This window comes from Sphingomonas sp. SORGH_AS_0879, assembly GCF_030819175.1.
Classification (GTDB): domain Bacteria; phylum Pseudomonadota; class Alphaproteobacteria; order Sphingomonadales; family Sphingomonadaceae; genus Sphingomonas.
In genome coordinates this window covers 1,568,248-1,592,935 of the sequence record NZ_JAUTBJ010000002.1, presented here as the reverse complement: position 1 = coordinate 1,592,935, position 24,688 = coordinate 1,568,248, and the positions used below count along the sequence as shown (strand labels likewise).

33 protein-coding genes and 1 other RNA gene are annotated in these 24,688 nt (G+C 66.7%); 17 read left to right on the top strand and 17 right to left on the bottom strand.

Annotated features, from left to right (window positions below; translation table 11 throughout):
* Nucleotides 1-19: 19 nt before the first annotated feature.
* Nucleotides 20-928, top strand: coding sequence for an NAD(P)/FAD-dependent oxidoreductase (locus QE379_RS08390; protein WP_306999650.1), 909 nt, complete (start codon nucleotides 20-22; stop codon nucleotides 926-928).
* Here the strand turns inward: QE379_RS08390 and rimM are convergent.
* The 4 genes from rimM to ffh all read right to left on the bottom strand — a co-directional run bounded on the left by rimM (nucleotide 918) and on the right by ffh (nucleotide 3,624).
* Complete coding sequence (gene rimM / locus QE379_RS08385; RefSeq protein WP_306999649.1) at nucleotides 918-1,406, bottom strand: ribosome maturation factor RimM; 489 nt, start codon at nucleotides 1,404-1,406, stop codon at nucleotides 918-920. The genes QE379_RS08390 and rimM overlap by 11 nt on opposite strands.
* Nucleotides 1,384-1,548: a hypothetical protein gene (locus QE379_RS08380; RefSeq protein WP_306999648.1), complete on the bottom strand. Its 165-nt coding sequence runs from the start codon at nucleotides 1,546-1,548 to the stop codon at nucleotides 1,384-1,386. Before QE379_RS08380 ends, rimM begins: the two co-directional genes overlap by 23 nt.
* 108 nt (nucleotides 1,549-1,656) lie before the next feature.
* Nucleotides 1,657-2,043, bottom strand: coding sequence for a 30S ribosomal protein S16 (rpsP, locus tag QE379_RS08375; protein ID WP_007404083.1), 387 nt, complete (start codon nucleotides 2,041-2,043; stop codon nucleotides 1,657-1,659).
* Between the two features lie 57 nt (nucleotides 2,044-2,100).
* Nucleotides 2,101-3,624: a signal recognition particle protein gene (gene ffh / locus QE379_RS08370; protein WP_306999647.1), complete on the bottom strand. Its 1,524-nt coding sequence runs from the start codon at nucleotides 3,622-3,624 to the stop codon at nucleotides 2,101-2,103.
* Between the two features lie 262 nt (nucleotides 3,625-3,886).
* Here ffh and QE379_RS08365 point away from each other — a divergent pair, with 262 nt between their 5' ends.
* Entirely contained in the window at nucleotides 3,887-5,437 is a 1,551-nt protein-coding gene (locus tag QE379_RS08365; protein ID WP_306999646.1) for a bifunctional diguanylate cyclase/phosphodiesterase, read from the top strand.
* Here the strand turns inward: QE379_RS08365 and QE379_RS08360 are convergent.
* The gene (locus tag QE379_RS08360) at nucleotides 5,412-5,987 is read right to left on the bottom strand and encodes a DUF924 family protein (protein ID WP_306999645.1); all 576 of its coding nucleotides are present in this window, start codon (nucleotides 5,985-5,987) and stop codon (nucleotides 5,412-5,414) included. The genes QE379_RS08365 and QE379_RS08360 overlap by 26 nt on opposite strands.
* Between QE379_RS08360 and mtaB the strand changes: the two genes are divergently transcribed.
* From mtaB to QE379_RS08345, 3 genes are read left to right on the top strand one after another with little or no spacing between them, the layout of a single operon-like run.
* On the top strand, nucleotides 5,986-7,230 hold the full coding sequence (gene mtaB, locus QE379_RS08355; protein WP_306999644.1) for a tRNA (N(6)-L-threonylcarbamoyladenosine(37)-C(2))-methylthiotransferase MtaB: 1,245 nt from the start codon (nucleotides 5,986-5,988) through the stop codon (nucleotides 7,228-7,230). The two genes, QE379_RS08360 and mtaB, sit on opposite strands and share 2 nt — an antisense overlap.
* On the top strand, nucleotides 7,227-8,162 hold the full coding sequence (ftsY, locus tag QE379_RS08350; RefSeq protein ID WP_306999643.1) for a signal recognition particle-docking protein FtsY: 936 nt from the start codon (nucleotides 7,227-7,229) through the stop codon (nucleotides 8,160-8,162). Before mtaB ends, ftsY begins: the two co-directional genes overlap by 4 nt.
* Nucleotides 8,159-8,773 carry a septation protein A gene (locus QE379_RS08345; RefSeq protein WP_306999642.1) on the top strand — a complete coding sequence of 205 codons (615 nt, stop codon included), beginning with the start codon at nucleotides 8,159-8,161 and terminating at the stop codon, nucleotides 8,771-8,773. Before ftsY ends, QE379_RS08345 begins: the two co-directional genes overlap by 4 nt.
* A 170-nt stretch (nucleotides 8,774-8,943) precedes the next feature.
* Here the strand turns inward: QE379_RS08345 and QE379_RS08340 are convergent, their stop codons facing one another.
* Nucleotides 8,944-9,555: a superoxide dismutase gene (locus tag QE379_RS08340; RefSeq protein ID WP_306999641.1), complete on the bottom strand. Its 612-nt coding sequence runs from the start codon at nucleotides 9,553-9,555 to the stop codon at nucleotides 8,944-8,946.
* A 66-nt stretch (nucleotides 9,556-9,621) separates the two neighbouring features.
* Nucleotides 9,622-10,659, bottom strand: a complete 1,038-nt coding sequence (pspF, locus tag QE379_RS08335) for a phage shock protein operon transcriptional activator (RefSeq protein ID WP_306999640.1) — start codon at nucleotides 10,657-10,659, stop codon at nucleotides 9,622-9,624.
* Between the two features lie 175 nt (nucleotides 10,660-10,834).
* Between pspF and QE379_RS08330 the strand changes: the two genes are divergently transcribed.
* Genes QE379_RS08330 through QE379_RS08285 form a run of 10 tightly spaced genes read left to right on the top strand, consistent with a single transcriptional unit; the run spans nucleotide 10,835 to nucleotide 14,672 of the window.
* Nucleotides 10,835-10,981 carry a hypothetical protein gene (locus QE379_RS08330; RefSeq protein ID WP_306999639.1) on the top strand — a complete coding sequence of 49 codons (147 nt, stop codon included), beginning with the start codon at nucleotides 10,835-10,837 and terminating at the stop codon, nucleotides 10,979-10,981.
* Between the two features lie 31 nt (nucleotides 10,982-11,012).
* A complete protein-coding gene (pspA, locus tag QE379_RS08325; protein WP_306999638.1) occupies nucleotides 11,013-11,681 on the top strand; it encodes a phage shock protein PspA in 669 nt (222 codons plus the stop codon).
* Nucleotide 11,682: 1 nt separating this feature from the next.
* Nucleotides 11,683-11,976 carry an envelope stress response membrane protein PspB gene (gene pspB / locus QE379_RS08320; protein WP_306999637.1) on the top strand — a complete coding sequence of 98 codons (294 nt, stop codon included), beginning with the start codon at nucleotides 11,683-11,685 and terminating at the stop codon, nucleotides 11,974-11,976.
* 1 nt (nucleotide 11,977) lies between these two features.
* Nucleotides 11,978-12,361, top strand: coding sequence for an envelope stress response membrane protein PspC (pspC, locus tag QE379_RS08315; RefSeq protein WP_306999635.1), 384 nt, complete (start codon nucleotides 11,978-11,980; stop codon nucleotides 12,359-12,361).
* A gap of 39 nt (nucleotides 12,362-12,400) precedes the next feature.
* Nucleotides 12,401-12,697: a hypothetical protein gene (locus QE379_RS08310; protein WP_306999633.1), complete on the top strand. Its 297-nt coding sequence runs from the start codon at nucleotides 12,401-12,403 to the stop codon at nucleotides 12,695-12,697.
* Nucleotides 12,698-12,712: 15 nt separating this feature from the next.
* Nucleotides 12,713-13,000: a hypothetical protein gene (locus tag QE379_RS08305; RefSeq protein ID WP_306999631.1), complete on the top strand. Its 288-nt coding sequence runs from the start codon at nucleotides 12,713-12,715 to the stop codon at nucleotides 12,998-13,000.
* A gap of 28 nt (nucleotides 13,001-13,028) precedes the next feature.
* The gene (locus tag QE379_RS08300) at nucleotides 13,029-13,286 is read left to right on the top strand and encodes a hypothetical protein (protein ID WP_306999629.1); all 258 of its coding nucleotides are present in this window, start codon (nucleotides 13,029-13,031) and stop codon (nucleotides 13,284-13,286) included.
* A gap of 33 nt (nucleotides 13,287-13,319) precedes the next feature.
* The gene (locus QE379_RS08295; protein WP_267433991.1) at nucleotides 13,320-13,559 is read left to right on the top strand and encodes a hypothetical protein; all 240 of its coding nucleotides are present in this window, start codon (nucleotides 13,320-13,322) and stop codon (nucleotides 13,557-13,559) included.
* A 2-nt stretch (nucleotides 13,560-13,561) separates the two neighbouring features.
* Entirely contained in the window at nucleotides 13,562-14,230 is a 669-nt protein-coding gene (locus tag QE379_RS08290; RefSeq protein ID WP_306999626.1) for a hypothetical protein, read from the top strand.
* A gap of 40 nt (nucleotides 14,231-14,270) precedes the next feature.
* Nucleotides 14,271-14,672, top strand: a complete 402-nt coding sequence (locus QE379_RS08285; protein ID WP_306999624.1) for a SufE family protein — start codon at nucleotides 14,271-14,273, stop codon at nucleotides 14,670-14,672.
* Between the two features lie 219 nt (nucleotides 14,673-14,891).
* Here the strand turns inward: QE379_RS08285 and QE379_RS08280 are convergent, their stop codons facing one another.
* Both QE379_RS08280 and QE379_RS08275 read right to left on the bottom strand, forming a co-directional pair.
* Nucleotides 14,892-15,188 (bottom strand): (2Fe-2S) ferredoxin domain-containing protein, encoded by a 297-nt coding sequence (locus tag QE379_RS08280; protein WP_306999623.1) that lies wholly within the window; start codon nucleotides 15,186-15,188, stop codon nucleotides 14,892-14,894.
* Nucleotides 15,185-15,724 carry a J domain-containing protein gene (locus QE379_RS08275; protein ID WP_306999621.1) on the bottom strand — a complete coding sequence of 180 codons (540 nt, stop codon included), beginning with the start codon at nucleotides 15,722-15,724 and terminating at the stop codon, nucleotides 15,185-15,187. Before QE379_RS08275 ends, QE379_RS08280 begins: the two co-directional genes overlap by 4 nt.
* Nucleotides 15,725-15,909: 185 nt before the next feature.
* Between QE379_RS08275 and QE379_RS08270 the strand changes: the two genes are divergently transcribed.
* Together QE379_RS08270 and QE379_RS08265 are read left to right on the top strand one after the other, a co-directional pair.
* Complete coding sequence (locus QE379_RS08270; RefSeq protein ID WP_306999619.1) at nucleotides 15,910-17,490, top strand: SulP family inorganic anion transporter; 1,581 nt, start codon at nucleotides 15,910-15,912, stop codon at nucleotides 17,488-17,490.
* Nucleotides 17,487-18,125 (top strand): carbonic anhydrase, encoded by a 639-nt coding sequence (locus QE379_RS08265; protein WP_306999617.1) that lies wholly within the window; start codon nucleotides 17,487-17,489, stop codon nucleotides 18,123-18,125. Before QE379_RS08270 ends, QE379_RS08265 begins: the two co-directional genes overlap by 4 nt.
* Before the next feature lie 51 nt (nucleotides 18,126-18,176).
* On the opposite strand, the gene rnpB is transcribed toward QE379_RS08265, so the two are convergent.
* From rnpB to QE379_RS08225, 8 genes are all read right to left on the bottom strand, one after another.
* Nucleotides 18,177-18,558, bottom strand: an RNA gene (gene rnpB, locus QE379_RS08260) — RNase P RNA component class A.
* 152 nt (nucleotides 18,559-18,710) lie between these two features.
* Nucleotides 18,711-19,400, bottom strand: a complete 690-nt coding sequence (locus QE379_RS08255; RefSeq protein ID WP_267433998.1) for an N-acetylmuramoyl-L-alanine amidase — start codon at nucleotides 19,398-19,400, stop codon at nucleotides 18,711-18,713.
* A 66-nt stretch (nucleotides 19,401-19,466) separates the two neighbouring features.
* Complete coding sequence (locus QE379_RS08250) at nucleotides 19,467-20,351, bottom strand: protein-glutamate O-methyltransferase CheR (RefSeq protein WP_306999614.1); 885 nt, start codon at nucleotides 20,349-20,351, stop codon at nucleotides 19,467-19,469.
* A gap of 2 nt (nucleotides 20,352-20,353) precedes the next feature.
* Complete coding sequence (gene cheB / locus QE379_RS08245; protein WP_306999612.1) at nucleotides 20,354-21,421, bottom strand: chemotaxis-specific protein-glutamate methyltransferase CheB; 1,068 nt, start codon at nucleotides 21,419-21,421, stop codon at nucleotides 20,354-20,356.
* Between the two features lie 38 nt (nucleotides 21,422-21,459).
* Nucleotides 21,460-21,825 (bottom strand): response regulator, encoded by a 366-nt coding sequence (locus tag QE379_RS08240; RefSeq protein ID WP_230481507.1) that lies wholly within the window; start codon nucleotides 21,823-21,825, stop codon nucleotides 21,460-21,462.
* An 84-nt stretch (nucleotides 21,826-21,909) separates the two neighbouring features.
* A complete protein-coding gene (locus QE379_RS08235; RefSeq protein ID WP_306999608.1) occupies nucleotides 21,910-22,338 on the bottom strand; it encodes a chemotaxis protein CheW in 429 nt (142 codons plus the stop codon).
* Nucleotides 22,335-24,443: a chemotaxis protein CheA gene (locus tag QE379_RS08230; RefSeq protein WP_306999606.1), complete on the bottom strand. Its 2,109-nt coding sequence runs from the start codon at nucleotides 24,441-24,443 to the stop codon at nucleotides 22,335-22,337. Before QE379_RS08230 ends, QE379_RS08235 begins: the two co-directional genes overlap by 4 nt.
* Nucleotides 24,340-24,663: an Hpt domain-containing protein gene (locus QE379_RS08225; RefSeq protein WP_306999603.1), complete on the bottom strand. Its 324-nt coding sequence runs from the start codon at nucleotides 24,661-24,663 to the stop codon at nucleotides 24,340-24,342. Before QE379_RS08225 ends, QE379_RS08230 begins: the two co-directional genes overlap by 104 nt.
* Nucleotides 24,664-24,688 lie beyond the last annotated feature (25 nt).

The following is a 24,688-nucleotide window of genomic DNA, read 5'->3' as shown; positions in this document are numbered from 1 at the left end:
CCTCGCGCTTTGCCCCGCCATGGACGATTGCATCATCATCGGGGCGGGACCGGCGGGACTGACGGCGGCCATCTATCTCGCCCGCTATCACCTGCGTATCCATATGTTCGACAGCGGGTCGAGCCGCGCCGCGATGATCCCCTGCACGCACAATCACGCCGGTTTCCCCGAGGGGATCAGCGGCAAGGCGCTGTTGTCGCGGATGCATGAGCAGGCGCGGCTCTATGGCGCGCATTGTACGCCGCACCGCGTGACGGCGATCCATCCCGAAGACGGGCATTTCCGCATCGCAACCGATGAGCGGGAGTATAGGACGCGAACCGTGTTGCTGGCGACCGGCGTGGTCAACCACCGCCCCAGGCACCTGCTGCCCGAGGTGCACGACCCGGCGCTGGAGCGCGGGCTGATCCGCTATTGCCCGGTCTGCGACGGCTATGAGGTCACCGACAAGCGGGTCGGGGTGATCGGCACCAGCGACCATGGCATGCGGGAGGCGCTGTTTCTGCGCGGCTATACTCGCGACGTGACGCTGATCGCGCCCGATGCGGCCCACGACCTCGATCCCGGATGCGCGAGAGCCTTGGATGAAGCGGGCATAGGCCGGGTCGACGGCCCCTGCGGCGGCTGGGCGATCGAGGGTGATCGGATCGCGCTCGACACCGCGAGCGGGCGGATGGATTTCGACAGCGTCTATCCGGCGATGGGGTCGCGCATCCGGTCGGAACTGGCGGTGTCGGCGGGGGCGAAGGCGGACCCCAGCGGATGCCTGGAGGTGGACGACCACCAGCGGACGTCCGTCCCCGGCCTGTTCGCGGCTGGGGATGTGGTGAAGGGGCTGGACCAGATCAGCCACGCCATGGGCGAGGCAGGCGTCGCCGCGACGACGATCCGCAACCTGTTGAACGAGCAACGCCCGATCAGGCGATGAAGGCACGCTCCACGATCAAACGGTCCCGATCCCATTCGGGAACCGCCTGCGCATTCATCGGCACCATGAAGCGGCGACCATCGGGGCGTTCGATCTCGAGCACGTCGCCCGCGCCGAAATTCTCGATCAGGGCGACATGGCCCAATTCCTCGCCGTCGCTGGCAATGGCGGGCAGACCGATGATGTCGGCATGATAATATTCCCCCTCTTCGAGAGGAGGGAGCGCTGAGCGCGGCACGGTCAATTCCGTACCCCGCAGCGCCTCGGCGGCATTGCGATCGGTCACCTCGGCGAAGCGCGCGATGACGCCATTCGAGCCATCACGCGCCGACTTCATCGTCAGCGCGCCGTCATTGAACGAGCGATAGTCCGACAGATCGTCGGCAAAAACCTTGAGCCGAACCTCGCCCGCAATGCCATGCGCACCGATGATGACGGCCAGCGTGACGCGTGGTTCACCCGTTGGGCGAGTCGCCATCCCCGTCGGGGCTGTCGCCGCCGCCTTCGTCGGGCGCGTCGTCTGCGCCTTCGGCGGGGTCTGGCGCGGAGACGCCTTGGTTGGTCGCGTCGTCATGATCGTCGGGTGCGGTCCGGGGATCGGGTTCGGTCGGCGGGGTCATGCGCTTATCCTCTCAAGCCAATGACTTGAAGAAACGCATGACCCCTGTTCCGGTGCCTTGCGTGAGCCCGATCGCGATCGACCGGGCCCCGCACAAGGCGAGAAGCGATTACGCCTCGGCCGTTTCTTCGGCCGGAGCGTTGGCGGCTTCCTGAGCGGCCTTCAGCTTCTCGGCACGCTCTTCGGCGCGCTCGGTGGCCTTTTCGCCGGGCTTCGCCTTGTTCGGGTTGTTGCGCGCGGCGCGCTCACGGACACCGGCGGCGTCCAGGAAGCGGGCGACGCGGTCGGTCGGCTGCGCGCCATTGGCCAGCCAGTGCTTCGCGCGCTCGGCGTCGAGCTGCACGCGCTGGTCATTGTCCTTGGCGAGCAGCGGGTTGTAGTTGCCGATCTTCTCGATGAACTTGCCGTCGCGCGGCGCACGGGCGTCGGCCACCACGATGCGGTAGTAAGGGCGCTTCTTTGAGCCACCACGCGACAGACGAATGCTGAGAGCCATATTCTAGTCCTTGATGTAAAACGTTCAAAATCACCGGCATTCCGTCCGGCGCGGGGGTTATTTCTTCTTCAGGAGATTTTCGAAGCCGGGGGGCAGCTTGGGCATGCCGTCGGGCAGCTTGCCGCCGCCCGCGCCCATGCCGCCAAGGCCGGGAAGCCCGCCACCGCCGCCCGCCTTGTTGAGCATTTCGCCCATCTGCGGACCGCCCAGCGCATTGCCTAGGCCGCCGAGGCCGCCCTTGCCAAGCATGGACATCATGCCCTTGATGCCGCCCATCTTCTTGATCTTCTTCATCGCCGTGGACATTTCCTGATGCATCTTCAGGAGCTTGTTCACGTCCTGCACCGTGGTGCCGGAGCCCTTGGCGATGCGGATCTTGCGCTTGGCGTTGATCAGTTCGGGCTTTCCGCGCTCCTTGGGCGTCATCGAGGTGATGATCGCATCCATGCGGAGCAGGATCTTGTCGCCACCGGCATCGGCCAGCGCGTTCTGCGCCTTCTTCATGCCCGGCATCATGCCCGCCAGCGCACCCAGGCCGCCCATCCGGCGCATCTGCTGAAGCTGGCCACGCAGGTCGTCCATGTCGAACTGACCCTTGGCCATCTTCTTGGCCATGCGCTCGGCGTCTTCCTGCTGGATCGACTCCGCCGCGCGCTCGACCAGCGACACCACGTCGCCCATGCCGAGGATGCGACCCGCGACCCGTTCAGGATGAAAGGCCTCCAGCGCATCCATCTTTTCGCCGACACCGGCGAACTTGATGGGCTTGCCGGTGACCGCACGCATCGACAGCGCCGCACCACCGCGCGCATCGCCGTCCATCCGGGTCAGCACCACGCCGGTCAGCGGCACCTGCTCCGAGAAGCTGGTCGCGACGTTCACCGCGTCCTGGCCGGTCAGAGAGTCGACGACGAGCAGGATTTCCTGAGGCTGGGCGATCTCCGCCACCGCCTTCATCTCGTCCATCAGCGCCTGGTCGACGTGCAGACGACCGGCGGTGTCGAGCATCAATACGTCATAGCCCTGGAGCTTGGCGGCCTGCATCGCGCGACGCGCGATCTCGACCGGCTGCTGGCCGGCGATAATCGGCAGGGTCGACACCTCGACCTGCGCGCCCAGCGTGGCAAGCTGTTCCTGTGCCGCCGGGCGATTGACGTCGAGCGACGCCATCAGCACCTTCTTGCGCTCGCGGCCCATCGCCCCGCTCGACAGCCGCTTGGCGATCTTGGCGGTGGTCGTGGTCTTGCCCGAACCCTGTAGGCCGACCATCATCACCACTGCGGGCGGGGTGACGTCGAGCAGCAACTCGCTGGCATCCGCGCCCAGCATCGCGATCAGCGCGTCATGGACGATCTTGACGACCTGCTGCCCCGGCGTGATCGAGCGCAGGACGTTCTGGCCGATCGCCTGTTCGGTGACCTTGTCGACGAAGTCGCGCGCTACGGGCAGCGCGACGTCGGCTTCCAAGAGCGCGACGCGCACCTCGCGCATCGCGGTGCGGACATCCGCCTCGGTCAGCGCGCCACGGCCGCGGAGGCGGTCGAATACGCCGCCAAGCCGATCGCTCAAGCTGTCGAACATCGCCTTACCTCGTCAAAACCCGGCCCGAAGGCCAACGACGCACCGCCAAACGCAAAAGCGCCGGCGGGCGAAACCTCGCCGGCCAGCGTGCACCCTTGGGCGCTTCACCTTCACATTCCGAAACGGAACTTGGGGAAGGCCCTTATGGCAAAAGGTCGCCCGGCGCAAGTCCGCCGCGCACCCCGCAACTCGGCGCGGAGACGGGGCGGCAGGACGCGCCGTTAACGGCTTGTACACACCTTGCATGCGACCCGTTTCCCCTATGTCCGGGTCGCACGAGAACGATGCCAACACCGATGTTTCCGCACGCCTGCTCGGCGTTGCGGTGGCGGGCGGCACCTTCTTATTGGCTGCCGCTATCCTGTTGATCGAGCTTGGATTCGATCTACCCGCCAAACTATTGCTCTTTACCGCCGCGACCGCGTCCACCGTCGTCTATTGGCGTTTGCCCGCGCTTCAACTGCGCCACCGGGCCGCCCCGGATCAGCGCGATCCGCTGACCGGCCTGGTCAACCGGCGTTTCTTCCATGACAGCGGGCAGTCGATGATCGACGCGATGCAGCGTCGCAAGCGCGGCGTCGCCCTGCTGCTGCTCGACATCGACCGGTTCCGCGCCTTCGCCGGATCGTTCGGCCATGAGGCCGGGGACAGCCTGCTCCAGCATGTCGCCAAGACGATCCGCGCCGAGGCCCCGTCCGAGGCGATCGTCGCGCGGTTCGAGAGCGACTGCTTCGGCTGCCTTCTCTCCTTCGACCCGCGCGCGCGCGACCGGATCGACCGGCTGGCGGATCGGCTCGCCATCCGCCTGGGCCAGCCCATTCGCTTCGCCGATCAGGAATTCGCGCCGCGCACCGCCATCGCCCTGACCCGGATCGAACATGGCGAGGCGACCATCGACCAGCTGGTCCGCCAGGCCGATCTGGCGCTGATCACCGCCAAGACGCGAGGCGACGGCAAGCCCCTGTGGTTCGAGCCCGCGATGGAAAACGCGATGGCCGAGCGCAACGTCATCATTACCGATTTGCGTGCCGCTCTGGCGGATAGCGATATCTGCCCCCGCTTCCAGCCGCAGGTCGATCTGGGCACCGGACGCCTGACCGGGTTCGAGGTATCGGGCCATTGGGAGCATCCGACGCTGGGCCCGATCGCCGCCGATCGCTTCCTGCCGGTGGCGGAGGCGTGCGGCCTGTCGGGCGAAGTGACGCTCAGCCTGATGCGACAGGCGATGGCGGGTGCGCGTGACTGGGACCCGTCGATCATCCTGTCCGTGCCGATGGTCGCGTCGCAGTTTCAGGATGCCTGGCTGGCGCAGAAGATCATCAAGACGCTGACCGAATGCGGCTTTCCGGCGCACCGCCTGGAGATCGAGATCACCGAGAATGCGCTGTTCGCCAATCTGGCGCTGGCGCAGTCGATCGTCACCAGCCTGAAGAACCAGGGCATTTCCCTGGCGCTCGACCATTTCGGCAGCGGCCAGTCCAGCCTGGCGCATCTGCGCGTCCTGCCCTTCGACCGCGTGCGGATCGATCCCGATTTCATCCGCAACATGAGCGCCGACCCGGATTGCAGCGCGATCGTGTCGGCCATCGTCCAACTGGGCGACAATCTGCACCTGCCGATCGCCGCCAAGGGCCTGCGCGACGCGGAGACGGAGGCGCGGCTGCGCGAGATCGGCTGTTCGCACGGACAGGGACCGCTCTACGGCCCGATGCTGGACCTGGCACAGGTGCGCCAGATGCTGGCCGAAAAGCGCCTGCTGGCGGGTGCGGCCGCGCCCGCCCCGCCGTTCACCAGCCCGCGTCTGGCCGGCTGAGATAGACGCGCTCCGCCTCGGTCGATGCCCGGCCAAGCGCTTCGTTGCGGCTGGGATACCGACCATGAAGCCGGATGACGTCACGGTGATCGCGCGCGAAGGCGAGATTGTCCTCGCGGCCCAGTTCGGCGAACTTGGCGACGCTCAGATCCTGCATCGCCCGCGACTCGGCGTGCATCAGCGGCATATAGACAAAGGCCAGCCGCTCGGGCGGATAGCGATATTCCCATCCCGCATCGATCGCCGACAGGCACAGTTCCAGCGCGAGCGGATCGGCCGCATAGCCTTGCGCCGATCCCCGGTGCAGATTGCGCGAAAACTGGTCGAGCAACAGGATCGCCGCGAGCAGCGTGTCGGGATCGTCGCGCCAGCCGATCGCCCCGGTCGCCAGCACCTGATCGCGAAGCGCCCCGAACCGCTCGGCAATCTCGCGGTCGAGCGCATCGTCCTTGGCGAAATGCCGTTCTGGCGCCAGTCCGAACCAGAAGTCGAGCACGGCCTTCGCGTCCGCGTGGACACGTCGTTCATCCATCCCTAGATCGGCGGTCATGTCGTCCCTCCCTGGACCCGAGATTATCAGTTTGGGCTGCCGCCTGAACATCGCCGAGAGCGAAACGATCCGCGCGCTGGCCGCCGGGCGGGAGGACATGGTCGTCGTCAATAGCTGTGCCGTCACCAACGAAGCCGTCAAGCAGACCCGCGCCGCGATCCGCCGCGCCGCCAGGGCGCGGCCCGATGCGCAGATCGTCGTGACGGGATGCGCGGCGCAGATCGATCCGGCCAGCTTCGCCGCCATGCCCGAAGTCGCGCGCGTGCTGGGCAATGCCGACAAGCTGCGCCCCGAAAGCTGGGCCTCCGCCGAACCGATGCTGGTCGCCGACCTGTCGCGCGTGGTCGAGACCGCGCCGCATCTGGTGTCGGCCTTTGCGGGCCATGCCCGTGCCTTTGTCGAGGTGCAGAATGGCTGCGACCATAGCTGCACCTTCTGCATCATCCCGACCGGACGAGGGCCCAGCCGCTCGGTCCCCGCCGGACTGGTCATCGAGCGGATCGTGCGCGCGGTCGAACTGGGGCACAGGGAAGTGGTGCTGACCGGCGTCGACCTGACCAGTTACGGCCACGACCTGCCCGGCGCGCCCAGCCTGGGCCTGTTGGTCGAGCGTATCCTGACCCATGTCCCCGCCTTGCCCCGGCTGCGGCTGTCCTCGCTCGATTCGATCGAGATCGACGACCGCTTGTTCGAATTGGTGACGGGCGAGGCGCGGGTGATGCCGCATCTCCACCTCTCGCTCCAGGCGGGCAACGACCTGATCCTCAAGCGGATGAAGCGCCGCCACAGCCGCGCGCAGTCGGTCGCGATCGTCGAACGCCTGCTGGCCGCCCGGCCCGACATCGCCATCGGCGCGGACCTGATCGCGGGCTTCCCGACCGAGGACGAAGCGATGGCAGCGGATACGCTGGCGCTGATCGACGATTGTCATATCGTCCACGCGCACATCTTCCCCTATTCGGCGCGCGACGGCACCCCCGCCGCGCGGATGCCGCAGGTTCCCCATCCCCTCCGCCGCGAGCGAGCGGCCAGACTGCGCGAAGCCGCCGCTCGTCGCCGTCGCGACTGGTTGGCAGCCCAAGTCGGGGAAACCCGCGAGGTGCTGGTCGAGCGGCCCGGCACGCGCGGCCATGCGCCCGACTTCGCCGACATTCATTTTTCCCCCGCCGCCGAACCGGGCAGCATCGCCCGCGTTCGGGTCACGGCGGCGACCGAAACCCATCTGATCGGACAATTGGCATGAGTTCTTCCTCCTCCTGGCACGACAAGCTGCTCGGCGGTTTCCGTCGCACCTCGGACCGGCTGGTCGGCAATCTGGCGGGCCTCGGCACCGCGCGGCTCGACGAGGGCACGCTGGACGAGATCGAGGAAGCGCTGATCGCCTCCGACCTCGGTCCCGAGACGGCGGGCCATATCCGCACCCGGCTGGCCGAGGGCAGCTTCGAGCGGAACATGGAGGAACTGGGTATCCGCCTGGTCGTCGCCGAAGAGGTGGAGAAGGCGCTGGCCAAGGTCGCCACCCCGCTGGAGATCGACGCCTTTCCCCGGCCACAGGTGATCCTGGTCATCGGCGTCAACGGATCGGGCAAGACGACCACCATCGCCAAGCTCGCCCACCTCTTCATGGAGCAGGATTACGGCGTGATGCTGGCGGCGGGCGACACCTTCCGCGCCGCCGCGATCGGCCAGCTTGCGACCTGGGCCGAGCGGGTCGGCGTGCCGATCGTCTCGGGCAAGGAAGGCGGCGACGCGGCGGGCATCGTCTATGAAGCGGTGAAACAGGCGACCGCGACCGGCATCGACGTGCTGATCGTCGACACCGCCGGTCGGCTCCAGAACAAGCGCGAACTGATGGACGAGCTGTCCAAGATCCGCCGCGTGCTCGGCCGCCTGAACCCCGAGGCGCCGCATGACATCCTGCTGGTGCTCGACGCGACGACGGGCCAGAACGCGCTCAACCAGATCGAGGTGTTCAAGGACGTGGCGGGCGTCACCGGTCTGGTCATGACCAAGCTGGACGGCACCGCGCGCGGCGGCGTGCTGGTCGCGGCGGCGGAGAAATACGGCCTGCCCATCCATGCCATCGGCGTCGGCGAGGGCATGACCGACCTGCGCCCCTTCGACGCCAACGAAGTCAGCCGGATCATTGCCGGGATCGAAGGAGGCCGGAAGTGAGTACGCAACAGAAAGAAGCGAGTGCAGCGCTGAAGGCCGGGATCGAATATGGTCCACTGGTCCTGTTCTTCGCGGTCAATTTCCTCGCGCCCATGGGCCCGCTGACCCGCGTGCTGGTCGCGACCGGCGCGTTCATGGTGGCGACCGTCATCGCGATGATTGTCAGCCGGGTGAAGATGGGCCGCATCTCGCCGATGCTGTGGATGTCGGGCATCCTGGTCGTCGTGTTCGGCGGGCTGACCCTGTATTTCCACGACGAACGCTTCATCAAGATGAAGCCGACCATCGTCTATGCGATGTTCTCCGCGCTGCTGTTCTTCGGGCTGGCGACCGGGCGACCGTTGATCCAGTTGGTGCTGGGCAGCGTCTATTCGGGGCTCACCCCGGAGGGCTGGCGCAAGCTGACCCGCAACTGGGCGATCTTCTTCGCGCTGATGGCGGTGTTGAACGAGGCGGTGTGGCGCAACTCGACCTGGGATTTCTGGGTGGGGTTCAAGCTGTGGGGGGCGATGCCGCTGACCCTGGGCTTCGCCATTGCGAATATTCCGATGCTGATGAAGCATGGGCTGAACGCCGATGAGGCGAAGGTGCAAGACCCGCCTGTGGAGTAACGGGCCGTCGCCCCAGCGAAGGCTGGGGCCTTTCACGATGGCGCTTGTCCGTTGCCAGAGATCCCAGCCTTCGCTGGGATGACGAATGAAAAACGCCGGGATGACGAAATGAAAAAGGGCGGCCCCGCACGGAGCCGCCCTTCCCTTATCCGAACCGGATCAGCGCGAGATTACGCGACCGCCGCCTCGTACCGGCGACCGGCTTCGTCCCAGTTCACCACGTCCCACCAGGCCTTCAGATAGCCCGGACGGTCGTTCATATAGGTCAGGTAATAGGCGTGCTCCCACACGTCGTTACCCAGGATCGGCGTGCCCTTGTCGGCGACGACGTCCATCAGGGGATTGTCCTGGTTCGGGGTCGAGGTGACCTTCAGCTTGCCCTCGGCATCCGCGATGACCCAGGCCCAACCCGAACCGAACTGGCCCGCACCCTTGGTGTTGAATTCGTCCTTCAGCTTGTCGAGACCGCCGAACGCCTCGATCGCTTGCGCAAGCTTGCCCGAGGGCTGGGTGGTGCCGGGCTTGGTCATGATCTTCCAGAAGAAGTCATGGTTCCAATAGCCGCCGCCATTGTTGCGGACGACCGCCGGGGCCGACGAGATGTTCGCCAGAATGTCCTCGATCGACTTGCCCTGAAGCGACGAATCCGCCTCGACCGCCTCGTTCAGCTTGTTGGTGTAGGCGGCATGATGCTTGTCATGGTGGAAGGTCATCGTCTCCTTGGAGATGACCGGCTCCAGCGCATCATAGTCGTACGGGAGGGGCGGCAGTTCGAAAGCCATCGTAATTGCTCCTTTGGGGTTTGCCTGTGGCAACGCCGGACGCCTCAAATGGCTCCCCGAACGCGGTTACGCAACCGTTCCGATCAGATCATGGCGACGAAGCGCGTGACGAAGCTGGTCATAGCTCAGCCCCAGCGCCTCCGCCGTGGTCCGCTGGTTGAAGCGATTCTCGGCCAGCGCCTTGGTCAGCAATTCGCGCTCGAACCGGGCGACGCGCGATTTGAAGTCGGACGGCCCGACATCGCAGGCCGCCACCTCATCGCCGTCGCTCATGGGAGCAGGCGCGCTGGCCTGATCGCTTTTCGCGGCGGCGGGGGACTGGCCCTGCGGGCGATAGGGCGAGCGGAAGGGATCGATCTCGATCGCATCCACCGGCCCTTCCCGGTCCCAGCGATAGACCGCGCGCTCGACCACGTTGCGCAATTCGCGGACATTGCCGGGCCAGCGATGCTCCATCAGCGCATCCGTCGCGGCGGGACCGAAGCCGGGCCAGTCCTGCCACCCGATCTCCGCCGCCATCCGCCGCCCGAAATGATTGGCGAGCAGCATGATATCGCTCTTGCGCGCGCGGAGCGGCGGCAGGGTGACGACCTCGAAACACAACCGGTCGAGCAGGTCGGCGCGAAACTGGTGCGCGGCGACCTTGTCGGGCAGATGCTCGTTTGTCGCCGCGACGATGCGCACATCGACACGCAAGGGCCGCGACGAGCCGATCCGCGTCACCTCGCCATATTCGACCGCGCGGAGCAGCCGGTCCTGCGCCGCCATCGACAGCGTGCCCAGTTCGTCGAGGAACAGCGTGCCGCCATTGGCTTCCTCGAACCGCCCCGCCCGCGCCTTGGTCGCGCCGGTGAACGCGCCCGCCTCATGCCCGAAGAGTTCGGCCTCGATCAGCGTCTCGGGGAGCGCGGCACAGTTCATGATGACCAGGGGCTGGTCCCACCGCCCGCTCAGCCGGTGGAGGCGTTCGGCGACCAGTTCCTTACCGGTCCCGCGCTCGCCGATGACCAGCACCGGGCGATCCAGAGCCGCGGCGCGGCTGGCGCGTTCCAGCGTATCCAGAAAGGCCCCCGACTGGCCGATGACCTGACTCGTCCGCTCCATTCCCAACAGGTGGCGGATTTTGCCAAGGCTTGGCAAGGGCGCAATCGTTGGCTCATCGCAACTATTTCATAAGTGCCTGTATTTACGTCATTTTTAAAGTTGGCACGGCTCCTGCAATGCTGTCGACATCCCGCCAATGAGCGGACCGAAACATAGAATTCAGGGAGTTTCCACCATGTTCGCCACCAACCTGACCCGCCAGATCGCCGCCATCGCCTGCACCGTCGTGATGAGCGCCACCTGCCTGATGGGCGCCCTCGCCCCCGCGCATGTCGCCACCAGCACGGCCCAGGTTGCGGCGATCGAGGCACCGACCGCATAATCCCCGAATAGCCGCCATCAAGGAGTCTCCGATGGGCATTTTCTCCCGCACCCGCGACATCGTCGCCGCCAATTTCGCCGACCTGCTCGACAAGGCGGAAGACCCCGCGAAGATGATCCGCATGATCATCCTCGAAATGGAGGAGACGCTTGTCGAGGTGCGCGCCTCCGCCGCCCGCACGATCGCCGACCAGAAGGAAATCCGCCGCCACATCCTGAAGCTGGACCAGCTTCAGGAAAGCTGGACGGAAAAGGCCGAACTGGCGCTGTCCAAGGACCGCGAGGACCTGGCCAAGGCCGCGCTGATCGAGCGCCAGAAGGCCGCCGACATGGCCGACCAGTTGAAGGCCGAAGTCCAGGTGCTCGACGATGCGCTGCGCGCCTCGGAAGAGGACATCGCCAAGTTGCAGAACAAGCTGCGCGAGGCGCGGACCAAGCAGAATGCGGTCCAGACCCGTCTGGAAAGCGCGAACAACCGCTATCGCCTGCGCGAGATGTGGAACGGGTCGAAGACGCATGACGCGTTCAGCCGCTTCGACATGCTGGAGCGCAAGGTGGACGAGGCCGAGGGCCGCGCCGAAGCGCTGGGCCTGGGCGCCTCGCCCAAGACGCTGGAAGAGGAAATCGCCGAACTGCGCACCTCCGACCGGGTGGATGCCGAACTCGCCGCGCTCAAGGCGCGCCTGAAAAAGGGGGAGTGAGATGGAGGATTTCTTCAACATCGCCGTCCCCATCGTCTCGATCTTCATCGCACTGCCATGGTTGTTCCTCCACTATATGACCAAGTGGAAGCAGGCGCCGAAGATCACGCAGGAGGACGAGCAATTGCTCGACGAGCTTCATCTGCTCGCCCGGCGGCTGGAGGACCGGCTGAACACGGTCGAACGGATCGTCGCCGCCGACAATCCCGACTTCAAGCCCAGCCTGTCGCAGCCCGAATGGCGCCCGGAAGGTCGCCTCGGCCGCACCGACTACAGCCTCGATCGGAGGAACTGACATGTCCGCCAGCCGCACCCAATTCTATCTCGACAAGCAGAATGCCAAGTTCAAGGGCGTGTGCTCGGGCATCGCCGACTATACCGGGGTCGACGTCCTGTGGGTCCGCATCGCCGCGGTCCTGCTGACCGTCACCGGGGTGGGTATGCCCTGGGTTCCGCTCGCTTACATCCTGGTCGCCTGGATGGCGACGGCCAAGCCGATCGGGCTCTACCAGTCGGACGAGGACGCCAAGTTCTGGCAGGGCGTGCGCAGCAATCCGCGCCGCTCGACCGCCGAGGTCCGCTCGACCTTCCGCGACATCGACCGCCGCCTCGCCGATATCGAACTGCACTATACCAGCCGCAACCGCCAACTGGCCGACGAGATCGACAGCTTGCGCTGATCGCCCGGCCAACGCCACATCTGAAGGGGAGTAAGGATCATGTCTTGGGGAGGACCGGGTTTCGTCCTGGCGATGATCGCGATGTCGACGATCGGCTGGGTGGTCACCACCTGGATCCGTGCGAAGCACGGCTATAGCCTGGACAATGACTGGGGCGGCACCGTCGGCAAGACCGGCATGGCCGATGAACGCAAGGTCGAATTGCTGACCGCCGAGAACCAGAAGCTGGTCGGCCAGGTCTCTCGACTGGAAGAGCGGATCGCCGTTCTGGAGCGGATCGCCACCGACCCCGCCGAGCGGACCGCGCGCGAAATCGACGCGCTGCGCGATCGCTGATCCCGGAGAGACAGGATGAACAATATCGCTCTTCTGATCCCGATCATGGGCATCAGCTGCGGCCTGGTCGCGATCATCGGCGGCGTCTTCGTCCGGCCCTGGTTCGCTTACCGCGAAAAGCGGCTGGCCACCGAAGCCTCGATGGTCGCGGAAAAGGCGGCGCAATATGCGGCCCAGACCGAAAAGCTGGAACAGCGGGTCCGGGTGCTGGAGCGGATCATCACCGATCGCGGCCTGGCGCTCAGCGACGAAATCGACAGCCTGCGTGTGCTGGGCGAAACGCCCGCCCGCATCGAGCACTGACACAAGATTTTAGAGGGGAATTACCACCATGTCCGGTTCACAGTTCATGGTCGTCATGATCGTCGCGATCGTCATGATCGCCAGCATCTTCAAGGCCAAGCATCGCCGCTCGCCCGGCCTCGACATGATCGAGCATTTGCGTGGCGAGGGCAGTCGCGACACCCAGGCGCTCCGCGCCGAGGTTCAGCAGTTGAAGGACCGCATCCAGGTGCTGGAGCGCGTCATCACCGACCAGCACAAGAGCATCGACCTCGACCGCGAAATCGAGCGTCTGCGCGACCGTTAAGCCAACCGTTGATACGGACAGGGAGCCCGGATCATGACCGACACCAATCTCTATATCGTCATCGCGACCGCCGGCCTGGCCGGTCTGGCGATGATCGTCACCGCCGGGCTGGCGGGGTGGCGCGGATGGTTGCAGCTGAAAAGCCGCGAATATGACCGCAGCCACGACATGCCCTACCCGCCCGCCACGTCTGCCGCGGCGCGGATCGAAATGGCCGATCTGAAGGAGCGCATTCGCAAGCTCGAGGCCATAGCCGCCGGGGTGGACCTGTAACCATGGCGCGCCTCGCCCGCCTTCGCCGATGGACGGCCCGGGTCGCCTGTGGCGGCGCGGTCGTCATCGCCGGGGTGGTGCATGTCCCCGCCGCGCTCGCCTTTCCCTATCGCGCCGATTTCGGCTCGACCACGGTGCTGTCCGAGCAGCCGATCGACCGGGCCGCGATGGGCCGGGTACTGGCCCGTGCCGACGGGCTGCTGGCGACGAGCCCGCTCTACCGGACGGGGCTGTCGCGGCAGGTGGTGCTGACCGATGGCGGCTGGCGCTGGGACGTGCTGTCGATCGGCGTGCGGAACGCGATCGCCTTTCGCCGCCCCTTCGCCCATGCGCTGGTTTTCAACCGCAGTTCGGTCGCGACGGACCGGGTGACCAACGGCGCACCGCTGGGCGGGGTGCGCACGCTGTCGGGCACCATCGCGCATGAGACGACCCACCGGCTGGTCGCCGACCATATCGGCGAATGGGCCGCCCTTCGCCTGCCCGCCTGGAAGCGCGAAGGCTATCCCGACTATGTCGCGGGGGAAACCAGCATCCGCCCCGGCGACGAGGCGCTGATCCGCAGGCTCGACCCGACCGCGCCGGTGCTGACCTATTATGAAGGCCGCCGCCGCGTCGCCGCGGAACTGGCGCGCAACGGCGGATCGGTGGACGCGCTGCTCAAGGACTGACCGGTTGTCGTCGCGCGCGAACAACGGTAGCGCGGGGCCCATGTCCGATCTTGCCGAAATCCGCGACGAATATGAATTTCTCGACGCCGACGATCGCTATCGCCTGCTGATCGATCTGGGCCGCGCGCTGGAGCCGATGCCCGAGGCGTTGAAGACCGATGCGACGCTGGTGCGGGGGTGCTCGGCTTCGGTCTGGGTCTATCCGACCAAGGGGGATGGCGAGGCGCTGCACTTCCTGGCGGACTCGAACGCGGCGATCACCAAGGGGATCATCGCGCTGGTCCTGAAGACGGTGCAGGACAAGACGCCTGCTGAAATACTGGCGACCGATATTGAAGGCGAACTCGCGCCGTTCGATCTGAGGAACCAGTTGAGTTCCAACCGGACTCAGGGGATTCCCAACATGATCGCGCTGATCCGGGAGACGGCGGGGCGGTATTGAGGTTCGGGGGTGGGCTCGGTGAGACACCTTGCCCTCCCCCATCCCCTCCCGCCTGCGGGAGGGGCGTGCTTCTTGGCTGACCCGAGCCTACTTCAGCAACGTCTGCCCCATCCCTGACGATCGACAAAGAGACTTGCCCGCGCCTCTGGCCGCTCCCCTCCCGCAAGCGGGAGGGGATGGGGGAGGGTTTGGAGTCTCACCGAGACTAACCCACGTAACTTAAGCCCCCCGCCCCAACCGCGCGGCGATCGCCTCGACATCCTCATCCGGCGTCACGACCAGCCACTCCCCCGGCCGACGCCCGTCCACTAAGGTCACCGCATTCTTCGGACACAGCCCCAGGCACTTGGTTTCGATCACCCCGACCGACGCCTTGCGCCCCTTGCCGAACATCCGCCTGAGCGCCTTGGCCAATGGCGTCTTGCCCTTCGGCCCGAACCCGCCGCCGACCTTTTTCGAGCATTTGCCGCAAACCAGGACCGTCGCTTCCCACTCCACCTTGGCGCGGCGGATCATTCGGGCTTCCAGCTCCGCCGCTCCTCGGCGGCGCGCAGCACTTCATAGGCCGCCTGAACCTGTTGGAACTTCGTCGCCGCCTCGGGGTCGTTGGGGCGGATGTCGGGATGGTTCGCCTTGGCCAGCCCGCGCCAGGTCGCGCGGATCAGGTCGAACTCGGCATCCGGCTCCAGCCCCAGCGCGTCGAGCGCGCGCATTTCGTCGCGTGAACGGCTACCGTCACCCGGCCCCGCCCAGGCCTGATGCTTGGACTGCGCATAGCCCGCGCTGGTCCGTCGCTCCGATGCTTCGCGCGCGGCGGCTTCCTCGGCGCTCAGACCCTGAAAATAGTCCCAGCCGCGATTATATTCGGCGGCGTGGGTCTCGCAGAAATACCAGCGGTCGGGGCTGTTCGGCGACTTGGGCGCGGGACAATTGCCCGGCTGGTCGCAGCCATGCCGGTCGCAGATTCGCACGGGCTTGGCCTCCCGCGCCGCGCCATAGCTGCGCCAGCGAGGAAAGCCCCAGTCGTTGGATCGGGTAGTAGAACGCGCCACGCCGCTCGATTTAAGCGACTTCGGCGCGGGCGCAAGCATAGAGGCGAATGCTTTCCCGGAACGGCTGTGAAAATGGCACTTCGAAACGCTTGACCCGCGGCCAGCCACTCGTTCATGAATTATCGGTCATCATATATTCATGTCCGTACCGGACATATGCGGACGCAAGCGAGTCAGGAGCCGCCATGGCCCAAAACCGTTCCTTCCTGGCTACCGCTAGAGCGGACGTGCCCGCCTCGATCGTGGTGGCGCTCGTCGCGCTGCCGCTCTGCCTCGGCGTCGCGGTCGCCTCCGGCGCGCCGCCCTTCGCGGGCATGATCGCCGGGATCGTCGGCGGGCTCGTCGTCGGCTTCCTCTCCAAATCGCCCTTGTCGGTATCCGGCCCCGCCGCAGGGCTGACCGTCATCGTGTTCGAAGCGATCGAGAGGTTGCCGAGTTTCCAGGTCTTCCTGCTCGCCGTGACGCTGGCGGGTGTGCTTCAACTCGGCTTTTCCCTGACTCGCGCGGGCGTGCTGGCCGAGTTCGTGCCCTCCTCCGTCATCACCGGCATGCTGGCGGCGATCGGCCTGATCCTGATCCTGAAGCAGATCCCCCATGCCATCGGCTATGACGGCGATTTCGAGGGCAGCTTCGAATATGCCAGCCGCGCGGGCGGCAACACCTTCACCGACCTGTGGGCCAGCGTCAGCCGCGATATCGCCCCCGGTGCGGTGCTGATCGGCGCGATCTCGCTCGCCTTCCTCTTCTGGTGGGATCACGCCAAGCCCAAGCAGGGCCCGCTGCGGCTCCTGCCCGGCCCGCTGGTCGTCGTGGTGATCGGCGTGGTCGGCAACATGATCCTGGGCTCGCTGCGGCCCGAATGGCAATTGGCGGGCGCGCATCTGGTGCAGGTGCCGGTCGCGGGCAGCGCGTCGGAATTCGTCGGCCAGTTCCAGTTGCCCGACTTCACCGCGATCGGCACTGGCGCGGTGTGGACGACCGCGATCACGCTCGCCATCGTCGCCAGCCTGGAATCGCTGCTCAGCGTCAAGGCGGTGGACGAACTCGACCCGCGCCGCCGCACGACCGACAAGAATTGGGAATTGATGGCGCAGGGCGGCGGCAACATCGTCTCCGGCCTGCTCGGCGGCCTGCCGGTCACCTCGGTCATCGTCCGCTCCTCGGCCAATGTCGATGCGGGCGCGGAGAGCAAGCTGTCGACCATGCTCCACGCCACCTGGCTGTTGCTGTCGGTCGCGCTGATTCCGGTGGTGCTGAACCAGATCCCCCTGGCCGCGCTCGCCGCCGTGCTGATCGCCACCGGCTACAAGCTGTGCAAGCCCAAGCTGTTCACCGAGCGGTACAAACAGGGCTGGACCCAGTTCATCCCGTTCATCGTCACCATCCTGGCGATCCTGCGCACCGACCTGCTGATCGGCATCCTGGTCGGCCTGGCCGTCGGCTTCGTCTTCGTCGTGGCGCGCAATTTCCGCCCGGCGCTGACCTTCGCTTCCGACGACGAGGACTGCCTGATCCGGGCGCGGCGCAACCTGTATTTCATCCACAAATATGAGTTGCAGAAGTCGCTGGCCAAGGTGCCGGACGGCGCCAACCTGCTGATCGACCTGTCCTCGACCTCCTATGTCGATCTCGACAATATCGACATCATCAACGCCTTCATCAAAGGCGCGGAGTATCGCGGGATCGACGTGATCGTGCGCAGCGACGTCGCGGAACGGACCGCGCCGATGATCAAGGCCCCTTCGACGGGAGTGCGCTACGCATGAGGGAATATAAGCAACTCCTGCTCGCCAATAAGGCCTGGGCCGCCGAACTGCTCGAGGAGAAGACCGACTTCTTCCAGCGCCAGACCGCGGGGCAGAAACCCGACTTCCTCTGGATCGGATGTTCCGACAGCCGGGTGACGCCCGAACAACTGACCATGACGCCGCCGGGCGGCATGTTCCTGCACCGCAACATCGCCAATCTGGTCCATGACGACGACCTGAACCTGTTGTCGGTCGTGCAATATGCGGTCGACGTGCTGGAAGTGCGGCACGTCATCCTGTGCGGCCATCATGGCTGTGGCGGGGTGCTCGCCACACTCGACGGCGGGACGGAGGGGCCGGTCGATCAGTGGCTGGCCAATGCCCGCGACGTGCTCCACCGCCACCGCGACGAAATCGACGCTCAGCCGAACCAGGAGGCCAAGGTCAACCGGCTGGTCGAGGTGAACGTGATGGAGCAGCTCCGCCACCTCGCCCGGCTCGACACCATCCAGAAGGCGTTCGCTTCGGGTCGGGAACTCTGGCTCCACGGCTGGGTCTATGACATTCGCGACGGGCATATCAAAACCCTGCTGGAAATCGACGCGACCACCGATCTCGACGCGCTGGCGCGACCGGACAAGGTTCTGATGTGATCCGCGATCCTGCGCGCGCGCCGTAACGGTGCGGCGCGCGGTGGATGGGAATGAGCCAGAGGGCCTGTAAGCCGGGTTCTGTCCACCGGCGCAAAGCCGGATGGGCGACCATTCTTCTAGGACGATGCTTGCACATCGCCTCAAGCAACCAACCCGGATGGCGGGCGGGAACACGCCCCGACGCTTGCGCGCCATGCCATCCCTATTCGGTCTTGCTCCCGGTGGGGTTTGCCATGCCGTTCCCGTTACCGGGACCGCGGTGCGCTTTTACCGCACCCTTTCACCCTGACCTGGCCGAAGCCGTGGCCGTCTGCTCTCTGTGGCACTGTCCCTGGGGTCACCCCCGCCGGGCGTTACCCGGCACCGTTATTCCGTGGAGCCCGGACTTTCCTCGCCCCCGGTTTCCCGAGGCCGCGGCCGCCCGGCCCTCTGACTGCTGGGCGATGTAGACGGATTGGTGGGGAGGGCAAGGGGTTTGTGTGGACGGTGGGGCGTGGCCTTCGACTTCGCTCAGGCTGAACGGATTTCGGTATCCAGCCCCTCGCTCCGTTCGGGCTGAGCGAAGTCGAAGCCCACGCCCCGCCCTCAGTCATCCCCCTGCGGCCGGGGCAGCAACAGCGCGAGCAGGATCATCCGGCACTCCGCATCGATCTCTCCATCGATCAGTTCGGGGCGGAAGCGCCGCTGGAACGCCATGATCGCCGCCATCCGGTCGGTCACGTCATAGCCGAACCGCTCCAGCGCCAGGCAGAAGCCCGCCTCGGTCCACATCGGGTCCATCAGATTCTTGGTCGGGCGCGGCAGGGCCAGACGTCGCCGGGCCAGCGCGCCCCAGGGAAACAGCTCGCCCGGGTCACGCTTGCGGGCAGGGGCGATGTCGGAATGGCCGACGATATTGCCCCGCGTGATGCCATGGCGCTTCTGGATGTCGGCGACCAGTTCCATCACCGCCGCGATCTGTTCGTCGGGAAAGGGACGATAGCCCCAGTCATGGCCGGGATTGACGATCTCAATCCCGATGCTCGCCGAATTGACGTCCTCGATCGAACGCCAGTGCGAGCGTCCGGCATGCCAGGCCCGGTTCTCCTCATCGACCAGGCGCAGGACGGTGCCGTCCTCGGTGACGAGATAGTGGCAGGATACCTTGGCCTCCGGGTCGCATAGCCGCGCGATCGCGGACTCGGCATCCTGCATTCCCGTATAGTGCAATACGATCATCGTGATGGGCAGGGTTCGCGCGTCGAAATTGGGTGACGGCGTTTCGACGATCGTCATGCAACCTCCTGAACGACCTCCGTTCGCCGCCCCTGTTAGCGGCATCGTGGTCGCAAGGATACGCCCTCATGCGCGGCGAAGGGGATCGTCCGCGACACATTTCTCGTACACCCCGCGCCCGACGGGAGCGAGCTGGAACAGGTCGGTCTGGCCGATCACCGTCTCGCCCGCGCCCAGGATCAGTCCGGCGGAGGGCCGCATCGCGTCGGAGATGGTCTGGAAGGCGCGCCGCTTGGGCTCGGGGGCGAGATAGAGCATGACGTTGCGGCACAGCACCAGATCGAACGGGCCGCCCGGCGCGGGGTCGGACACCAGGTTCATCTGGCGAAAGCTGACATGCCGCAGCAATTCGGGCCGGACGGCCCATTCGTTGCCGGGCCGCCCTTCGAACCAGTGGACCATCTGGCGGATCGGCAGGCCGCGCTGCACCTCGAACTGGGTGAAGCAGCCGCTCCGCGCCCGGGCCAGCGCCGCTTCGGATACGTCGGTCGCGACGATTTCGGGCACCGCCATGCCCGATGCCTGATGCCGCTCGGCAAAGAGCATCGCGATCGACAGCGGCTCCTGCCCCGACGAACAGCCCGCGCTCCAGATACGCGGCCGGCGACCGGTACGCTCTACCTCCGCGACGATCGCCAGAACATGGTCGAACACATGCGGGTCGCGGAAGAAGGATGTCTCGCCATTGACCAGCGCATCGACCACGCGGCCCGCCAGCGAAGCATCGCGCCCGTCGAGCATGGCGGACACCAGCTGGTCGAGCGTATCGAAATGCCGTTCGCGCATCAGCGGCAGCAACACCGTATCGACCCGCGTCGAGCGATGGCTGACGATCTGCTGCCCGGTCCGCGCTTCCAGCAGGGCGGCCAGCACGGCCAGCGCCTGTCCGGATGCGGCGGGGAGCGTCGCGGAACGCTCGGCAAGGGCGGGAGGGCAGAAAGCACCCGGCATGGTCAGGCCATCGCCCCGGTGATGATCATCGTGCCGATCGCACCGGGCGGCAGGACAATGTCGGCCAGATCGTTGGACACGATCGCGCCCGGCATGCCCCATACGACCGAGCTTTCGCGGTCCTGGGCGATGATCGTACCCCCTGCCGCCTTCAACACGCGCGCCCCTTCCATGCCATCGCGCCCCATGCCCGTCAGGACGATCCCCCAGGCGCGGGTTCCCCAAACCTCCGCGATGGAGGCGAACATCGGATCGACCGAGGGCAGGCAGCCGCTGCTCGCCCGGTCGTGTCGCAATCGGATCGCGGCACCGCCATCGGCCAGCGGGATGAAGGTGATATGCGCATCGCCCGGCGCGACGATGATCCGACCGGGCCGCACGCGCATCCGGTCCTCCGCCACGTCGCAGGGACGGCGCGCGACGGCGGTCAGTTGCGCCGCGAAAAAGGGCATGAAAGAGGCCGGGAGATGCTGCGTCACGACGATCGGCACCGTCATCGTGGCGGGAAGCGGGGCCAGCAATTGGGCCAGCGCATGGATACCGCCGGTCGACGCGCCGATCGCGATGATTTCCGGCCGGGCATGACCGATGGGCAGCAGCGGCACACTGGGTAGCGGTGCGGCACGCTCATCGGACAGCGCAAGCGCGTCGAGCTTGTGGAGCAGGGCCTGGGCGAAGTCGGACAGCCCCTGCGGCCGGGGTTTGACCAGCGTGTCGGCCGCCCCGTGCGCCAGCGCCTGCACCGCCGCCGCGCCGCCGGTCGGGGTGGAGGAGGATACGATGATGATCCGCGCCCCCTGTCCCGCTGCCAACAGGCTGGGCAAGGCGGTGATCCCGTCCATGCCCGGCATGGCGACGTCGAGCAGGATGATGTCGGCGCGATCGGACGCCAGAAAGGCGAGCGCGGCATCGACATGACTGACCGCGCCGACCACCGCGAACCGGGCATGCGGCTCGATCTGACGGGCGATCAGGGCGCGCGCGACGGCGGAATCGTCGACGATCAGGATGCGCGTCGCCCCCCCACGCCGCGCGAGGGGGAAAGCCCCTGGCGCGGCGGGCGGCACCATGCCGCTATGATCCCCAGGCGCCATCGGCTTCGCCGGGGTCAGATCATACCGACGAGCTGGAGCTTGCTTTCCAGCGTGTCGCGGTCGAACGGCTTCATGATATATTCGTCCGCCCCGGCATCGATCGCCGCACGGATATGCGCCATGCCGTTTTCGGTGGTGCAGAACACGATGCGCGGACGCTGCGGCAGATTGGCCTCGCGCAGGGCACGCAGGAAATCCATGCCGCTCATCACCGGCATGTTCCAGTCGAGCAGGATGACGTCGGGCACCGATTCCAGGCACGCCTCCAACGCCTCGCGACCGTCCCCGGCCTCGCGCACCTGAAGGTCCAGCGTTTCCAATATGTGCCGGGCAACCTTTCGGATCACCTTGGAGTCATCGACCACGAGACAGGTTTTCATGCGGCACGCCTTGCTACTACTGCGGTCCAGCCGGGACCCAGGCCGTGTTGATAGCGATCGAAAGGTAACAGGCGGGTTAATCCGCTATGCCAGGATCGGCGTGGGATGCGGGACCAGCCGGGACAGGTCGAGGATCAGCAACGGCTCGCCGTCGCGCACGACCATGCCGTTCGCCGCGCGCGACCAGGCGCCGCCGCCGGGCGGGACATGCGGCATCGGGCTGGTCTCGAACGTCTCGATATCCTCCAGCGCGTCGACTAACATCGCGTAATAATGGCCGTCCTGCCGGGTGATGACCGCGCGGCGGACATGCGGCGGCATCGGCTCCAGCCCCAGCGCGCGTCGGGTATCGACCACCGTGACGACCCGGCTGCGGAGCGCGGTCAGCCCCCGGACGGAAGGCTCGGCGCGGGGTACGGCCACGACATCGCCGATATCGACCACCGAGTCGACCTGATCGGCATCGAAGACGACGCCCTGCCCGGCGATGCTGGCGATCAGGAACAGGGTCATCGGCCATCTCCACGCCGGGCATGGCCCGCCACCGCCGCGATCAGCGCGGACCGGTCGTAACGATAGATGCTGTCCGGGTCGGCGGCCATGTCCCGCTCCCGCCGCAACCGGACCACGGGCGCACCCAAAGCCTCGCCCGGCGCCGCATCGTCCTCCATCATCAGCCGCACGGCGGGCGCTTCATCCTTGGGCGGTTGCAGGACGCAGCGATAGCCGTTCGCCTCCAGCACCGGACGGAGGAAACGATCCATCCACGCCGCCCCCGCCCCGTCGAGCAGGCAGAGCGGCGACCGTGCGCCCTCCCCGATGGGTGCGGTGTCGAGGAACAGCGCGAGAGGATCGAGGATCTCGATCGGTCGCCCATCGCACACCGCGATCCCCAATATCGGTCCCGCACCGGCGGCGGGCGTGATCTCGGCGGGCAGTTGAATGATCTCCAGCGCGCCGCGAATGGCATAGGCGCATTCGGTCTCGCCATCGGTCAGGCGGATCACCTCGACCTCGCCGCCCGACGACAGATCGGTCGGGGCGACCGCATCGCTATGGTGAAGCGCGATCGTCGTCTCGCCCACCACCAGTCGGACCCGTCCGCCCAGATGGTGCACGGCATCGGCGGCGACCTTTTCGACACGGTCGATCGCGCCCAGCGGAATGGCGCGGTACATGCCGTCCAGATCCTCGAACAGCAAGGCCGGGGCATCCGCTTCCTCCTCGACCTCGGCGACGGCGGCGATTGCTGCGCGCTGGAAGCGCAAGCCCGCCGCCTGCGCCAGCCCACCGCCATCGAGCAGCAGCATCGGCAGGCCGCTGTCGGGCAGGGTCTGTCCGGCATAGAGCCCGGTCGCCATCACGGCGGGTGCGGCGGGCTTCACCACCACTTCCTCGGTATCGAGCACATCGTCGACGCCCAGCGCATAATCGCCGTCGCGGGTCGCGACGATCACCAGCGTCGCCGGATCGCCCCGCCCCAGTTCCAGGAACGGCCCCAGCGGCAGCATGGGCAGGCGACGCCCGCGCACCGTGGCGATGCGAATGTCGCCGACAGGATCGATCCGCACCTGATCCCCGCGCACCTTCACGATCTCCTCGATCGTCTGGCGCGCGATGCCGAAGCGCTGGTCGCCGACCGACACGACGATGGTCGACATGATCGACAGGGTGAGCGGCACCTGGACCGTGATGGTCAGCCCCTGCCCCGGCCGGTTGTCGAGCGCGACGCGACCGCCGACATGCTCGATATTGGCATGGACCACGTCCATCCCGACCCCGCGACCCGAGGTGGCGGACACGGTGTCGCGGCTCGACAGCCCCGGCTCGAAGATCAGCTTCAGCTTTTCCGCCGGGGTCATCGCGGCTACCTCGGCGGCGGTGCGGCGTTCGCTTGCCACCGCCTTGGCCGCGATGCGCGCGACGTCGATCCCGGCGCCGTCATCCTCGACCTCGATCAGGATCTGGTTGCCCGACTGGCGCGCGCTGACCCGGATCTGGCCGGTCGGCGGCTTGCCCAGGCGGCGGCGTTCGGCGGGCGGCTCGATGCCATGGTCGATCGCGTTGCGGATGATATGGACCATCGGGTCGCGCATCATCTCGATCATCTCGCGGTCCAGCTCGACATCCGCGCCCTCGATACGCAGCGCCACCGCCTTGCCCAATTCCGCCGCCACGTCGCGCACCATGCGGGGCAGCGCGGAGAACAGGCCGTCGACGGTCTGCATCCGGCTGCGCGTCACCGTGTCGCGCATGTCGGCGACGGTCAGCGACAGCCGGTCCAGCGCCGCCTCGACGCGCGGGTCCAGCACATCGTCGCGAAGCCGCCGCGCCAGTTCGTTGCGGGCGAGCACCATGTCCGACATACCGCTCATCATCCGGTCGAGCAGATCGACATTCAGCCGCACGCTGCGCGGTGCGATGCGCGGCGCGGCGACGGTGCGCGCCGCCGGGGCGACCGGTGCGGTCGGCTTTTGCGACAGCGCCTCGATCAGCGCGACATCGTCCGAATCGTCATGGGGCGTGCCCGCCGCGATCGCCTCGACGATCGCACCGATCCGGTCGACGATCGCCAGCACGGCATCGACCAGCGCGGTGTCCCGGCATCCGCTCGCCATCGCGCACGGCGGCCAGCACATCCTCCGCCGCATGGCTGAGCCGGGCCAGGCGCGGCAGGTCGAGAAAGCCGCAGCTTCCCTTCACGGTATGAACGAAGCGGAAGATCGCATCCAGCCGTGCCCGGTCGGCGGGGGCGGCTTCCCACGCGACGATCTCGCCGGAAAGCGCCTCCAGCGTTTCGCGAGTCTCGGCAATGAATTCCTGCAGCAGGTCGTCCATAAATCCCCGAGGGAGCGAAAATTAT

Coding starts and splice junctions, on each gene's coding strand:
- QE379_RS08390 (WP_306999650.1), top strand. CDS start 20: ATGGACGATTGCATCATCATCGGGGCGGGACCGGCGGGACTGACGGCG.
- rimM (WP_306999649.1), bottom strand. CDS start 1,406: ATGGCGACTCGCCCAACGGGTGAACCACGCGTCACGCTGGCCGTCATC.
- QE379_RS08380 (WP_306999648.1), bottom strand. CDS start 1,548: ATGACCCCGCCGACCGAACCCGATCCCCGGACCGCACCCGACGATCAT.
- rpsP (WP_007404083.1), bottom strand. CDS start 2,043: ATGGCTCTCAGCATTCGTCTGTCGCGTGGTGGCTCAAAGAAGCGCCCT.
- ffh (WP_306999647.1), bottom strand. CDS start 3,624: ATGTTCGACAGCTTGAGCGATCGGCTTGGCGGCGTATTCGACCGCCTC.
- QE379_RS08365 (WP_306999646.1), top strand. CDS start 3,887: ATGTCCGGGTCGCACGAGAACGATGCCAACACCGATGTTTCCGCACGC.
- mtaB (WP_306999644.1), top strand. CDS start 5,986: ATGTCGTCCCTCCCTGGACCCGAGATTATCAGTTTGGGCTGCCGCCTG.
- QE379_RS08360 (WP_306999645.1), bottom strand. CDS start 5,987: ATGACCGCCGATCTAGGGATGGATGAACGACGTGTCCACGCGGACGCG.
- ftsY (WP_306999643.1), top strand. CDS start 7,227: ATGAGTTCTTCCTCCTCCTGGCACGACAAGCTGCTCGGCGGTTTCCGT.
- QE379_RS08340 (WP_306999641.1), bottom strand. CDS start 9,555: ATGGCTTTCGAACTGCCGCCCCTCCCGTACGACTATGATGCGCTGGAG.
- pspF (WP_306999640.1), bottom strand. CDS start 10,659: ATGGAGCGGACGAGTCAGGTCATCGGCCAGTCGGGGGCCTTTCTGGAT.
- QE379_RS08330 (WP_306999639.1), top strand. CDS start 10,835: ATGTTCGCCACCAACCTGACCCGCCAGATCGCCGCCATCGCCTGCACC.
- pspA (WP_306999638.1), top strand. CDS start 11,013: ATGGGCATTTTCTCCCGCACCCGCGACATCGTCGCCGCCAATTTCGCC.
- pspB (WP_306999637.1), top strand. CDS start 11,683: ATGGAGGATTTCTTCAACATCGCCGTCCCCATCGTCTCGATCTTCATC.
- pspC (WP_306999635.1), top strand. CDS start 11,978: ATGTCCGCCAGCCGCACCCAATTCTATCTCGACAAGCAGAATGCCAAG.
- QE379_RS08310 (WP_306999633.1), top strand. CDS start 12,401: ATGTCTTGGGGAGGACCGGGTTTCGTCCTGGCGATGATCGCGATGTCG.
- QE379_RS08305 (WP_306999631.1), top strand. CDS start 12,713: ATGAACAATATCGCTCTTCTGATCCCGATCATGGGCATCAGCTGCGGC.
- QE379_RS08300 (WP_306999629.1), top strand. CDS start 13,029: ATGTCCGGTTCACAGTTCATGGTCGTCATGATCGTCGCGATCGTCATG.
- QE379_RS08295 (WP_267433991.1), top strand. CDS start 13,320: ATGACCGACACCAATCTCTATATCGTCATCGCGACCGCCGGCCTGGCC.
- QE379_RS08290 (WP_306999626.1), top strand. CDS start 13,562: ATGGCGCGCCTCGCCCGCCTTCGCCGATGGACGGCCCGGGTCGCCTGT.
- QE379_RS08285 (WP_306999624.1), top strand. CDS start 14,271: ATGTCCGATCTTGCCGAAATCCGCGACGAATATGAATTTCTCGACGCC.
- QE379_RS08280 (WP_306999623.1), bottom strand. CDS start 15,188: ATGATCCGCCGCGCCAAGGTGGAGTGGGAAGCGACGGTCCTGGTTTGC.
- QE379_RS08270 (WP_306999619.1), top strand. CDS start 15,910: ATGGCCCAAAACCGTTCCTTCCTGGCTACCGCTAGAGCGGACGTGCCC.
- QE379_RS08265 (WP_306999617.1), top strand. CDS start 17,487: ATGAGGGAATATAAGCAACTCCTGCTCGCCAATAAGGCCTGGGCCGCC.
- QE379_RS08255 (WP_267433998.1), bottom strand. CDS start 19,400: ATGACGATCGTCGAAACGCCGTCACCCAATTTCGACGCGCGAACCCTG.
- QE379_RS08250 (WP_306999614.1), bottom strand. CDS start 20,351: ATGCCGGGTGCTTTCTGCCCTCCCGCCCTTGCCGAGCGTTCCGCGACG.
- cheB (WP_306999612.1), bottom strand. CDS start 21,421: ATGGTGCCGCCCGCCGCGCCAGGGGCTTTCCCCCTCGCGCGGCGTGGG.
- QE379_RS08240 (WP_230481507.1), bottom strand. CDS start 21,825: ATGAAAACCTGTCTCGTGGTCGATGACTCCAAGGTGATCCGAAAGGTT.
- QE379_RS08235 (WP_306999608.1), bottom strand. CDS start 22,338: ATGACCCTGTTCCTGATCGCCAGCATCGCCGGGCAGGGCGTCGTCTTC.
- QE379_RS08230 (WP_306999606.1), bottom strand. CDS start 24,443: ATGGCGAGCGGATGCCGGGACACCGCGCTGGTCGATGCCGTGCTGGCG.
- QE379_RS08225 (WP_306999603.1), bottom strand. CDS start 24,663: ATGGACGACCTGCTGCAGGAATTCATTGCCGAGACTCGCGAAACGCTG.